Origin of the sequence: Chitinophaga fulva (assembly GCF_012927205.1) — a bacterium.
GTDB lineage: Bacteria > Bacteroidota > Bacteroidia > Chitinophagales > Chitinophagaceae > Chitinophaga > Chitinophaga fulva.
Map to the genome: position 1 here is coordinate 479,512 of NZ_JABBGC010000003.1, position 13,601 is coordinate 493,112.

The window sequence follows — 13,601 nt, forward strand, 5'->3', positions numbered from 1 at the left end:
GTATTAAAATTTGTCGGCCAGCAGCATCAGTACATGGGCTGCTGTCCAGCTGAAATTCTCCGCGTTGAGGCCTTTGCCGGTACGCGGGTGATAGTTCTCGTGCAATGGCTGGTCATCTTTCATGCCGCCGGCATGTTGCCACAGTTTATTGACCAGCGTTTGGGCTGCGGCCTGCTGCTGATATCGCTGCAAACCTTTTACGCCAAAGTAAAACTGATCTATCCATACCGGTCCGCGCCAATAACCGCGTTGCGGGTCAAAAGCTTTTTCGCTGGCGTCCAGCACCGGCAGGGGCACTAAAGTATTAAAAACAGTCGTATCCAGCATGTATTGCGTCATCTTTTTTACGCGGGATGCCGGAGCAATGCCCGCCCACAGCGTTACCCAGGCTTCCGGCCCTTTCACGCGCACCAGCGCTCCACTCAGGTGACGGTCATAATAATACCCACTGGCAGTATCGAAGAAAAGTTTGTTGATCTGTTGATTTAGTATGGTGGCCTCCCGGCGGAAGGTAGCAGCGGCCGCTGGTTTGCCCAACACAGCTGCCATCTGTGCGAGTACTGTTTTTTCTTTAGACAGATAGACGTTGAGGTCGACCGACTCCTGATCTAACGACCAGGCGCCCGGGCCATTTTGCAGCATCTTTGCTTTATCGAAGCGAACAGCGTTGTCCATGCCACTTTCCCAGGCTGCCGCGATGCGGGTGCCATCTGTAGAGCCAAATTCACAGAGGCCATTACGGTCATGGTCACGCTCGGCGTACCACCAGTGGTGATAACGTTCCAGCGCGGGGTACATCTCCCGGAGGAAAGCAGTGTCGCGGGTGGCAGCAAACACTTCCCACACGGCCCAGGCAGCCAGTGGTGGCTTGGTGTCGCGGAAGTTATTTTCAGTGCTGTCTGCATACACGCAGTCAGGCACCATGCCATTGGCAGTTTGATAATCGAACAGGGAGCGGATATTATCTTTCGCCAGGGAAGGCGCAAAGTACGCCAGTCCCACAGCCTGTTTCCAGCTGTCCCATGACCAGAAGCCGTAGAAGCCCTGATACGAGGCGGACGGGAATACGCCATCATGCCGTAAATGTCCGGAGGCGCTGCGCCAGTTGGTCAGCAGCGTGATCATACTTTTCACGGCCAGCCTGCTACGGAAACGGTCTTTCTCATTGAAGGGCATACGACGGAACAGCTGTTGCACATAACCATTCCAGCGTTGTTCATTTTGTTGGAGCGCTTTGGCAAACACCGGCTCGGCGGTGGCAGCCACATCTCCTTCCGGCCAGAAGCCCTGTGTTTGCAGGTCTTCCAATTGACCGCCAGCCGGGATGGACACGTTTCTTGCCGCCGTATAACCATCAGCGGTAGTTTGTATGTCCCATGGGCCTTCCGCACACCAATGCAGGCGGAACACATGATTTGTACCGGCTATGGCTATACGTACCGCTTTTTCTTCGCTGACAAACTGTGCTCTTTTCAGCAGCGCGGCACCCTGCCATTGCAGACGCAGGTTCAGCGGTTGCGTGCCGTTATTACGAATAACTGTTTGTATGGCGGTTTCGCGGTTGCTGCTAAAGAGCAGCTGCATTTGTACCTGTACCTGGCCTGAGCGGAAGCCAAGCTGTAACAGGCCGGGATAATAATGCGTTGCCGCTGTGTCCTGCTGCAGGGGAAGCTCCTGGCCATCCACGTACAGGTGTAGTTGCGCGATGGCTTTAGACAGCCACTCCCCTTTCATGTCCATCAGCAAGGGACCGGTGAAACCGGTGGCCATACCGGGCGCCGGCAATGCATAAGCATGCCACGCGCCGTTATCTGAAAAGAAAGAAGCAGCGATGCGGTCCGTATCTTTTACTGTATAATGGATGTCCAGTACATCCGCAAAATGGTTCCGTTGCGCGCTGGCGGTTTGTTGCATCAGCAGCAATGCCAGCAGCCATTTGATTTTATTCATATCTCTCTTTCGCCTTTTCTGTTGGTGCTTCGCCAGCTCCTAAAGGTCTTAATGTAAATTGATATTGATAAGGTTTGTACACCAGTGTATAAGGCGCATGGGGTTTGGCTCCCCAGCTGTTATCACCGCCAAGGCCGGCCTGTTGGTAATCGATGTTCCACCAGATCAACGGATCGTTGTTCATGGAGCCACCGTGTACATTGTGTTTACGATTGAAGTTGAGCCGGTCCATATCAAAATGCAGCACGCCCATATTCAGCAGGGAATCGGTGCGGGCCATCCATCCGTTGCCGGAAGCGGAACGCAGCGCCATCCATTGTATATCGGAGCGGTAGCCGCTTTCCTGTGCGCGGGGATAAGGATGGAACAGTGAGTCTGCCGGCAGTGTATATACGTCCACGTCAGCAGCGTACTTACGGTCCTGGTAGTTATCGAACGGACCGCGGCCCAGCCAGGTCACTTTGTCCAACGCCGGATTGAGCACCATGCGCATGCCCATGCGGGGCAGTTCAGGCATGGTGGTATCGCCTGGCTGGAAGTTCACTTTCACTTTCACATCTCCATTGGCAAAAATCGTATAATCTACATCGTAAGTGGCGGCTACCAGCGGCAAAGCATGTTTCGCATGTACCTGTACCTGCTGCTTGTCCTGCTGCACAATGCTGGCGGACAACAGGCGGGTGCTGTCGCCGGCATGCTGCCATACCGCACAGCGCATCTGCTGACTGTTACCAATGTCATTATCGGTGGCAGCACGCCAGAAATGAGGCTTCAATGCTTTTTGCATATAGGCGGCACCGTTAGCAGAAAACTGTTCCAGCCAGCCGTTTTTGATGGTAGCCGTAAATGCAGGGTTGCCTATCTCCCAGCCCCCATCAACTTGTTTTACCTGCAAGGCTGCTCCTGTAACTGCCTGCGCTTTTACCGGCGTGTACAAGGGCAGTTCAAACTGATCAGTTGCCAGTGTGAAGCCGGCCGGCAGCATGCCATCCGCTTTTTTCAGCGTGGCTTTCAGGTGCAGGAAATAATGTACCCCGGGTTGTGGCTTCACCACCGGCAGGGCTATACGCAGGGTATCCTGTTGATGAGGCAGCAGGAGCCGGTGCGGCAATTCGGCCGAAGCGATCACTTTCCCATCTCCCTTCAGTACCCAGGTAAGGTGGATATTTTCGAGCTGGTTAAAGTCATACCGGTTGGTGATCTGCAAGAGATCAGCAGACAAACCAACGGTGGCAAATTGCACCGGCTGATAAACTTTCTTTACTTCAAATGCCTGCGGATGCGGCGTACGGTCGGCAGCCAGCATACCATCAGCGCAGAAACTGGTATCACTGGTAGCACCCACAGTGCCCATATCAGCACCATAGGCCCAGATAGCCCTTCCCAGCGAATCACGCTGCAGGAAAGTCTGGTCAGAGAAATCCCAGATAAAACCACCCTGTAGCTGGTCGTATTTGTTGATCAGGTCCCAGTCATCGCGGAGGTTACCGCCGCTGTTGCCCATCATGTGCGCGTATTCGCATTGGACCAGGGGCCGGTCACGGTACTCTTTCACATACTCCTGCATCCAGGCGACGGATTTGTACATGGGCGCCACGATATCGGTCCATGGTGTATTGCGGGCCGGCTCGTATTGTACCGGACGGGTGTTATCGCGTTGTTTGGTCCATTTGTAGGTATTGATGAAGTTATCGCCGAATTCACTTTCATTGCCCAGTGACCAGGTGATGATGCTGCAATGGTTCTTGTCACGCTCCACCATACGACGTGTACGGTCGAGATAGGCCGCCTGCCATTCCGGTTTATCGGAGAGGGTTTTCAGCGGGTGCATGCTCATACCGTCGCATTCGATGTTCGCTTCGTCCACTACATAAAGACCGTACTGATCGCAGAGCGCATACCATTCTTCCCGGTTGGGATAGTGACTGGCCCGCACTGCGTTGATGTTGTACTGCTTCATGGTGCGGATGTCTTTCAGCATTCCTTCGCGGTCCACTACTTTGGCGGTATGCATATCATGCTCATGGCGGTTCACCCCTTTGATGGTGATGGGCTGGCCGTTGACCATCAGGAGGCCTCTTTTTATTTCCACGGTGCGGAAACCGATAGCGTGCGTAAAGCTTTCCACCGGGCGGCCTTGCTTATCTTCCAGCGTAATGACCAGCTGGTACAGGTTAGGCTGTTCCGCTGTCCATGATTTAATGCCTGGCAGCAGCTGTTGCAGATGCAACATGCTGTCGCGGCCCACCGGCAATACTTTGGTAAAAATGGGCGCACCAGCGTCCTGCAACGTTACGCGGATACGTTTATCCTTGTCCGTTATTGCAGGTATTTTATTGAGTGCCAGGTCCAGTTGCAGGGAACCATCCTTGTAATTATTGACCAGCAATGGTTTGGCAAAAAAATCATATATAGATAAAGGAGCACGGGCTACCAGGTATACGCTGCGCTCAATACCACTCAACTTCCACATGTCCTGTCCTTCGAGGTAAGAGCCGTCACTGAAGCGGAACACCTGCAGGGACACGGAGTTATTGCCGGATTGCAACAGTGGTGTCACATCAAATTCGGCGGGGGTTTTACTGTCTTTGCTGAAGCCGGCATATTTACCATTCACCCATACGTACACAAATGCGTTGGCAGCACCGATGTGCAGAATAGTTTGTTTGCCTTTCCAGGTGGCGGGCAGCTGGAAATTGCGGCGGTAGGAACCGACAGGATTTTCTTCTTTAGGGACAAACGGCGGATTGGGCGTGAAAGGGTATTCCACGTCAGTAAAAATATAAGGGGCATAACCTTCCGTTTGCCAATTGGCCGGCACGCGGATAGTTTTCCAGTTCGTTACATCATAAGCGGGTTGTTCAAATCCCTGCGGGCGAACAGCAGGATTGGCGGCGAGGTGGAACTTCCAGGTACCGTCCAGCGAGAGGGTGAAGGGAGAACTGTCTCCTTTCATAGCGGAAGTGGCGTCCGGGAAGGGAATAAAATGTGCGTGCGGGAACAAAGTGTGCTCAGAGGGCTTCTGTGGATTTTCCCAGTCGTTGGACTGGGCCAGCAAAGTAGCCGGTAAACACATCAAAGCAAGTAATACAGTTTTCATCATGGTACCGTTGTATAAAACCACCGGCGGCTGCGAGGCCGCCAGTGGGATCATTTAACCGTTATGTATCTAAAATTATTATTGTGCCAGTGGGTTGTTCAGCGTTTCCTTCAGTGGCAACGGATAATAGCTTTTATCCAGGGTGAAGGTCCTGCCGGCTTCCTGCATCTGCTGTGGCAGCATGCCCCAGCGGCGAAGGTCGTAGAAACGGCTGCTTTCCAGGGTGAACTCCATCACACGTTCATGCACCAGCTGTTTAAACACGTCGGCAGCGTTAGTCAGGTTCAATGGCGGCATAGCAGAGCGGGCACGCACATCGTTGATCTCTGCCATCGCTGTAGCCGGGATACCGATAGCGTTCTGTGCTTCGGCATACAATAACTTCACATCTGCATAGCGGATAATCGGGATATTGATAGCGTTGGCGTTTCCCAGTTTATCGAGGCTGGCAGGTATCCATTTACGGAAGGCGATGGTATTGTTTTCAAACACTTTACCATACGTATAGCCGTAAACGCGGGGATTGGCAGCATCGTTAAAATAGTCATCGTTAAAGAATACGGTATTGTATACACGATGATCATACAGTCCGTCTGTAGCCACTTTTCCTTCCTTCAGCATTTCTGTCAGCAGCCTGGGGGCGCCGTAGATTTCACCGTAACCGCCCAGTTCAGAAGCGGCCATCCAGTCGCTGAGATAGGATTTGTAGGCAGCACCGTTAGACTCGTCCATGGTCTGTTGCAGTTCAAATACAGACTCAGTGGTGTTGGTGGTCGTACCGTTGAACATAGACAGGTAATTGGATACGAGGCTATATTGTTTGGAGTCGATCACTTTTTTCAGCCACGCAGATGCTTCAGTGAAATAAGCATTAGCCTTGCCTTTATCTTCCCCGGCGCGATAGATGAGGGCTTTACCCAGGTAGGCCTGGGCGGAGCCTTTGGTGGCGCGGCCCAGTTCCGTGGAGGGTCTGTCGCTGCGCAGCGGCAGATCAGGTTCTGCGGCTTTCAGATCTGCGATGATCATGTCCCATACTTCGGGACGGGTAGCGGGTGCTTTCGGCAGATCTGCTTCACCATTAGGCACTTTATCGCGGATGATCACTTTTTCGAAGTTGGTGATCAGCTTAAAATAATAGTAAGCGCGCAGGAAGTGGGCTTCCGCCAGGATCATTTTTTTACTGGCAGCATCGATCTGTTTGTCGGTCATCACGTTCACATTCTCCAATACCTGGTTGGAGAAGTTGATGCCGCGGTAGTTATCTCTCCAGAGCAGGTCTATGGCGTAGTTACCGGAGTTATAGCTATAGTTATAGATCTCCATCCACCAGCTGTAGTTGTAGGCATCAGCACCTGGCTCTACATAATCTTCGCGGTAGTATTCGCGGCAGGAACGGGCCTCCACGAAGTTATCCCAGCCGGCGAAGCTCTCTATCCTGGAATAGGCCGCAGCCAGGCCGGTGAGGGCACGGTCGCGGGAAGTCCAGAAGTTATCCGATGTGAGCTTGTCGGGCGAAGCCTGTTCAAGCAACTCTTTTTTACAGCCGGTATTAAATACCATGGCTGCGGATAATAAGGATATATATAACAAAGATTTTTTCATAACCATTTTTTTAGAATTCCAGCTGTGCCCCAGCCATCAATACTTTGTTTTGCGGATACATCAGGCGGTCCAGGCCACTATTGAGGATGTCTGTGCGGCCAATTTCAGGATCTGGTCCGGAGTATTTGGTGAACGTGAGAATATTCTGTGCACTTACGTACAGGCGTAACCGTGTAACTTTTATCTGTTGCAGGAGCTGCGGAGAGAAGGCATAACCGAGGGTTACGTTTTTCAGTCGCAGGTAGCTGCCGCTTTCGAGGAAGCGGGTGGATTCGCGGTTATTGTAGTTGGGATCGCCCAATACAGCACGGGGCACGTCGGTGTTGGTATTTTGTGGCGTCCAGGCATTGAGGGTACTCACGTCGAAGTTGCGGCCGGCGTCCATACCCTGCAGTTCGTATTTGTTGCCGTTGTAGATTTTGTTACCACCTACACCCTGCCAGAAAAGTTGCAGGTCGAAACCTTTCCATGCCACGCTCATATTCACGCCGTATTCAATTTTCGGGAAAGAGCTGCCTTTGTAGGTTTTATCAGCATCGTTGATCACACCGTCGCCGTTGCTGTCTTTAAAGCGTACGTCACCTGGTTTGGCATCAGGCTGCAGCAGTTCACCTTTGCTGTTTTTGTAGGCAGCCACTTCATCGGCTGACTGGAAGAGACCATCTGCTTCATACAGGTAGAAGGCGCCCACTTCGCTACCCACTTGTGTGGTGTTAGGAACAGGGCCGGTGCCGTATTTGAGGCCGGTGCCATACAGTTTCTGTCCGTCGTTGGCGAGTGCCAGCACTTTGTTTTTCACCTGGCTAACGGTACCGGTTACACTGTAGCTCCAGTCGCCTTTTTTATCAGCCCAGGTCATTTCCAGTTCCCAACCGCTGTTTTTGAAACGGCCTACGTTGAGGATCGGGTTGTTCAAACCATTGCTGGGGCCCAGTTCTCTTCTGATCAACACATCGGAAGTGATGTTATTGAAATAGTTGAATGCACCGGTCAGTTTGTTGATGATAGCGAAGTCGAAACCGGCGTTGCGGCTGGTGTTGGTTTCCCAGCGCAGGTCTTTGTTACGCAGCTCCCAGGCAGCGCCACCAGGCCATGCTGTGCCACCGGCGCCCTGTACGGAACCACCGCCCCAACGGTTGTTAATTAAAATCAGCTGCTGGTGGTCATAAGCATTCAACACTTCTTCGTTACCCAGTTGACCGTAGCTGGCGCGCAGCTTCAGCATATTGAGCCAGGTGAGGCTTTGCATAAATGATTCGCTCTGGATGTTCCAGCCTACAGACACGGACGGGAAAGTACCATAACGGCGGTTAACGCCGAATTTGGAAGATCCGTCGCGGCGTACAGCCAGTTGCAGCAGGTATTTACCATCATAGGCATAGTTGACACGGCCCAGCCAGGAGAGGCGGTCCGTCTGCCAACGGGTACCGGTGGTGCTGAAGGTACCACCAGCGGCGCCATCCATCGTATTAAACAGCGGATCGAGGAAACCACCTGGTACGATATCAGAAGAGATCTGACCATCTTTCACGGAGTAGACCGTGGTTTTACCGTCAGCAGTAGCGAATACGTTGTTGTATGTTTTTTCCAGTGCGGTGTAACCGGCCAACAGGTTCAGGCTGTGTTTACCGAAGCTGCGATCGTAGTACAACAGGTTTTCCATCAGGCGTTGACGTTCGTTGCCACGGTTGTCCTGCAGCTGTGCAAACGGGATCAGCGGATCGTTGGCGTTAGCACGGTACGGCGGATGATAAGCATAGGTGAAATAGTTGCTGTTCGCCAGGCTCAGGTTGGTCACGAACTTCATGCCTCTCAGCAGTTCGAGCGACAGGCGTGCGTTACCATTGAAATATTGTATCCTGTTGCTGTTATCGTTGTAGAAGTTCACCCCTACAGCATTCTCGAACTTAGGCAGCTGGTTGATCTGCAGCGCGTAACCATATTTTTCCTTCTCATCGTATACTGGTAACAGTGGTGACTGGAAGTAGGCGTCTTTCACGCTATAGGGCACATCGCGACGTTCTGTTTCCGCGTATACGAGGTTAGCTTCCACGGTGAGGCGGCCTTTTTTGTACTCGTTACGGGAGCGGATGGATTTCTTTTTAAAGTTAGAACCCAGGAAAGTACCTTTCTCATTGGTGATGTTACCGCTGAGGCCATAGGTAAAGTACTCGCTGCCGCCGGTGAGGTTCAGGCTGTAGTTCTCGCTGTTGCCCTGTTGCAGGATTTCATCCTGCCAGTTGGTGTTGGCAGTGATGCCGTTTTTCAGGTAAGCCGGTCTTTTTGTGCTGGCCGGAGCAGCATCGTACATCATGGTATGTACTTTCAGGTAACCGTCGGCATCGAGCAGGTGTTGTTTGCCGGTGGGGTTCACGATGCTGTACCAGGTATTGAATTCAATTTTTGGCGCACCCTTTTTGCCTTTTTTGGTGGTGATGAGGATCACCCCGTTAGCAGCCACGGAACCGTAGATAGAGGCAGCGGCGCCGTCTTTCAGTACTTCTATAGAAGCAATATCGTTGTTGTTGAGGTAATAGGGGTCTGCGGGGCTGCCATCCACGATGAACAGCGGCTGGTGTGAGCCAAAGGTGCTGATACCACGCAGGCGGATATCGGCCATAGCGCCGGGAGCGCCGCCGGTGTTGGTAACAGTGAGGCCTGCCACTTTACCTTGCAGGGCATTGACAGGGTTGTTGCTGGCAACATTGGAAATTTCGCTTCCTTTTACGGAAGTGATGGCACTGCTCACATTTCGTTTGCTTTGTGTGCCGTAGCCTACTACTACCACCTGGTCCAGTAGTTTGGTGGAAGCAGCAAGGGTAACGGTCAGCGGTCCATTTCCGTTGACTGTTACCTCTTGTGTTTCATAACCGATGAAGGATACTTCCAGTACCGCACCTGGTTGCAGGTCGGTGAACCGGAAGCTGCCTTTCACGTCTGTGAGCATACCACGGGGAGTACCTTTTACGCGAACGCTAACGCCAGGCAGGGACTCACCGGTATTGGACTTCACCACGCCTTCCACCACTTTTTCCTGTGCCGGCTGAGCGGCAGTCAGCGCAGAAGTGGCCGGTGCTGCTTTCACCAGGATGATGTCTTCCGTCATCCTGAACTGTAGCGCCGTTGCGTGGCTGATTTCCTGGAGTAAACTTTCTACTGTCCTCTCTTTTTTATCGATGGTTACAGGTTTCAATTTTTCCAGATCATCAAGATTGTACGAGAATTTCAGGCGGGTATTTTTCTCGAGGTACTGAATGACACTGAGTACCTTTGTCTGCCTGAATCCCACGTCAATCTTATCTTTCAATCCCTCTGCTATTTGCGCCCAACTTAGCAAAAGGGATGATAGGAGCATGGCACAGCATGCCCTTAGAAGGGATGTCTTCTTCATAACGCATTTTGGTTGTTTAGATGTACCTGTGTGGACTATTTACTGATTGGTTGCACAAATAAAGTGTCGTTTTTTGTCACAGACTGCAGCCCATTGACAAAGCAAACTGCTGCCAGCACTTCATTCAGTGGTTTGTTGTTGAATACGCCGTTAAAGCGGATAGGTTTATTTTTACGTGTAATTACTTTTACATTGATACCATACCAATACCCCAGTGTGGCCGCTATCTCATCGGGAGATGCGTTGTGGAAGACGAGGCGTCCGCTGCGCCATGCTTTTTCCCTTTCCGGATCAAATTTGTTTTTAACGAAGCGGGCATGTGCTTTACCTGTAGTCAATTGTTCACCGGGTATTAATTCTGCGACAGTTGTTTCCTGTGCCACACGCACCTTTCCTTCCACAAGTGTTACGGCGGTATGTTCATCATACCGGTAAGCGCGCAATTTAAAGGCTGTTCCCAGGGCCTGTACCTGCAGGTTGCCTGTGCTCACCATAAATGGTTTGCCTTCTGCTTTGGCTACTTCAAACAGCGCCTCCCCTTCCAATATAAGGTTACGTTGCTGTTCGTTATAGCTGGCCGGCACTTTCAGTGTGCTGTGTGCATTCAGGATCACCAGACTTCCGTCTGCCAGCATTACCTGGCGACGCAGGCTGTCACCCGCTTTAAAAAGCGTATAGGACTCATGCCCTGCAGCTGGTGTAGCAGTACGGTGTGCAGTCAGCCACCATGCAGCGGCAGCCAGTGGTAGTACAGCTGCGGCGGCGATACGGGCTATCCGTTTCCAGGAAATCCTTTTTACGGGTGTGTCAGCAACTTCCATAGCGGCTTTCAGCTTACCGAATTCGGCTTCCTTTTCTTCCGGCGTAATCCGCAAGCCTAAGCGGAACAGCCACTCCCGGGCTTTTGCCGCTTCTTCCTGCTTGTGGGGGTACCGTTCCAGCCAGTCTTCCCAAAACTGCACGTCCTTTTCGTTGCTGCGCAGGCAGTAACGAACGAATGAATCGTTCAAAATAAAGTCTTCCGCCTTATACTGCTGTAAGTCCATGCCAGGCATTTAACTATAAAGAGGGGGGTATGTTTATTTTTTTACCAAAGAAATCAGGAAAAATTTTCCAGATCGATCAAAAGCAGCAGCAGTGCAATAAAAGTGGCATCGGTATATACTTCCCGGATGCGTACGAGGGCGTTGTGGATGGTATTATAAATGGTACGGGGGGTGGCCGCCGTTTTAACGGCTATTTCTTCTATGCTCAGGTCTTCGTAAAAACGCATCCTGATGAATTCTTTCTGACGGCTGGTGAGCAGCGCCAGCATTTTTTCCAGTTTTTCCTTTACCAGGCTGTCGGTTTCCTGGCGGATGAGCACCGTTTCATAAGGTTGCTCTTCCGGCTCGGGGAACAGCTGACTATCGGCCAGCACCGTGCCTTTCTGGTTTTTGGTTAACAGTTTATATAGTTTTCTTTTAAAGCAGATAAAGAGATACGCCTGAATATTTTCAGGCATACCGAGCTGATGACGCTTACGCCAGATGTCTACAAAAATATCGTTGATGGCTTCTTTCACCATGCCTTTGTCCAGCACTACTGAAATACCGTAGTGGTAGAAATTATCATAGAGGTCGTGGTAGATTTTATACAGTCCCTGTTCATTGTCCTGCTGCATTTCGTACCAGAAGCCGGCATAGTCCTTTTCACCGTACCTGCCTGCGCTGGATTCGGTTGAGCGTTGTGCATTAAGCATACAGCTGAGCGTTTTGGTTGGCCCGTAGGGAGCAATTGTTGTTCTGATTCTGGCGGCAAATTAATGGTTTAGATTGAAACAACAACTTCTTTTCTTGCCGGGGACTGGTAAAACCACATCCTGCTTTTCGTATTTTTAATTTTGTTATTTTTATCAAGAATGGTTTTTGTTTATTATCAATCATCTTAATTTGAAAGCACCCATCATCTTTAGCATGGCCGCCTCCCTGCTGTGGCAGGGCATAAGGGCCCAGGATTCGTCCGCCATCCGGGCGATCAATGCCAACAGCTTCGCGAGACATATACAGGTATTGGCGTCCGATGCCTTTGAAGGCCGTAAGCCCTTCACCCGCGGGGAAGACAGCGCCATCCATTACCTGGCGGCGCAGTTCAAAGCGCTGGGGCTGAAGCCTGGCAACGGCAACAGCTATTTCCAGGAAGTGCCGATGGTAGCTATCGGCTCCAAACCCGCCGGCAATATGGTGATCAAAGGCGCCCATGGCGAGGTGTCCTTACAATATCTCGACGACTATGTGGCCGCCACCCGCCGTGTGCAGGAGCAGGTAAGCATCCGCAATTCCGAACTGGTATTTGCCGGTTATGGTATTGTAGCGCCGGAGTATAGGCATAACGACTACGCCGGCCTTGATGTAAAAGGCAAGACCGTCATCGTTATGATCAATGATCCCGGCTTTGCGGACAAAAGTCTTTTTAAAGGCCGCACCATGACCTACTACGGGCGGTGGACCTATAAATTCGAAGAAGCGTCGCGGCAGGGCGCTGCCGGGGTGATCATCATCCACGAAACAGCCGCTGCCAGCTATCCCTGGAAAGTGGTGCGCAGCGGATGGTCCAACTCCAAACTGCATTTACAGACAGCTGACAATAACATGTCAAGGACCACTGTAGAAGGCTGGATCACCCAGGACGCCGCCAGAAAAATCTTCCAGCTGGCCGGCATCTCCCCGGATATCATGGAAAAAGCAAAACAAAAGGATTTTAAACCGGTAGATCTCCACCTGCAAACATCGCTGGTCATCAACAATACTATTAAAAAATCCACCTCCCATAACGTGTTGGCCATTCTGCAGGGCGCTAAAAAACCTGACGAATGTGTGGTATTTTCAGCGCACTGGGACCATTTCGGCATCGGTGAACCGGTAAAAGGCGATTCCATCTACAATGGCGCCGTAGACAATGCCACCGGCACCGCAGGTTTGCTGGAACTGGCCACCGCCTTCACCCAACTGAAACAAAAACCGGCGCGCTCCGTGCTCTTCCTCTCTGTTACCGGGGAAGAACAGGGCCTGCTCGGCTCCGAATACTATGCCGCCCATCCGGTGTTCAAGGCTGAAAAAACAGTGGCCGACATCAACCTCGACGTACTCAATACTTTCGGCCGCACCAAAGACGTGACCGTCATCGGTATGGGGCAGTCGGAACTGGATGAATATGCGCAGCGGGCCGCTGCCAAACAGGGCCGCATCACCGTACCGGAAGCTAATCCCGAAGGAGGCTGGTTTTTCCGCTCAGATCACTTTAACTTTGCTAAAAAGGGTGTCCCCGGTTTATACCTGGGCCCAGGCAACGACATTTTGGGCAAAGCTCCCGGCTCCGGAAAAGAAAAAACGGCAGAGTATAACCGTTTACGTTACCACTCCCCCGCTGATGAGTTTAATCCTGATACCTGGGTGATGGACGGCATGGTAGAAGATGTACGCCTCATGTTCGACGTTGGTTATACCCTCAGCAACGAAAGCACTTTCCCGCAATGGAAAAAAGGCTCCGAGTTCAAGGCGTACCGGAAATAAACAATAA

The 13,601-nt window shown here is 51.7% G+C and carries 7 protein-coding genes; 1 reads left to right on the forward strand and 6 read right to left on the reverse strand.

Going from position 1 to position 13,601, the window contains the following annotated elements:
• Positions 1 to 3 precede the first annotated feature (3 nt).
• The 6 genes from HHL17_RS25190 to HHL17_RS25215 form a co-directional block, all read right to left on the reverse strand.
• A complete protein-coding gene (locus HHL17_RS25190) occupies positions 4 to 1,950 on the reverse strand; it encodes an MGH1-like glycoside hydrolase domain-containing protein (protein WP_169227612.1) in 1,947 nt (648 codons plus the stop codon).
• A complete protein-coding gene (locus HHL17_RS25195; protein WP_169227613.1) occupies positions 1,943 to 5,053 on the reverse strand; it encodes a glycoside hydrolase family 2 TIM barrel-domain containing protein in 3,111 nt (1,036 codons plus the stop codon). Before HHL17_RS25195 ends, HHL17_RS25190 begins: the two co-directional genes overlap by 8 nt.
• Positions 5,054 to 5,128: 75 nt before the next feature.
• Positions 5,129 to 6,652: a RagB/SusD family nutrient uptake outer membrane protein gene (locus HHL17_RS25200; RefSeq protein ID WP_169227614.1), complete on the reverse strand. Its 1,524-nt coding sequence runs from the start codon at positions 6,650 to 6,652 to the stop codon at positions 5,129 to 5,131.
• A gap of 10 nt (positions 6,653 to 6,662) precedes the next feature.
• Positions 6,663 to 9,959 (reverse strand): SusC/RagA family TonB-linked outer membrane protein, encoded by a 3,297-nt coding sequence (locus tag HHL17_RS25205; protein ID WP_169227615.1) that lies wholly within the window; start codon positions 9,957 to 9,959, stop codon positions 6,663 to 6,665.
• A 119-nt stretch (positions 9,960 to 10,078) separates the two neighbouring features.
• Positions 10,079 to 11,089 (reverse strand): FecR family protein, encoded by a 1,011-nt coding sequence (locus HHL17_RS25210; protein ID WP_169227616.1) that lies wholly within the window; start codon positions 11,087 to 11,089, stop codon positions 10,079 to 10,081.
• A 53-nt stretch (positions 11,090 to 11,142) separates the two neighbouring features.
• Positions 11,143 to 11,784, reverse strand: a complete 642-nt coding sequence (locus tag HHL17_RS25215) for an RNA polymerase sigma factor (protein ID WP_169227617.1) — start codon at positions 11,782 to 11,784, stop codon at positions 11,143 to 11,145.
• A 190-nt stretch (positions 11,785 to 11,974) separates the two neighbouring features.
• Between HHL17_RS25215 and HHL17_RS25220 the strand changes: the two genes are divergently transcribed.
• Positions 11,975 to 13,594 (forward strand): M28 family metallopeptidase, encoded by a 1,620-nt coding sequence (locus tag HHL17_RS25220; RefSeq protein WP_240975964.1) that lies wholly within the window; start codon positions 11,975 to 11,977, stop codon positions 13,592 to 13,594.
• Positions 13,595 to 13,601 lie beyond the last annotated feature (7 nt).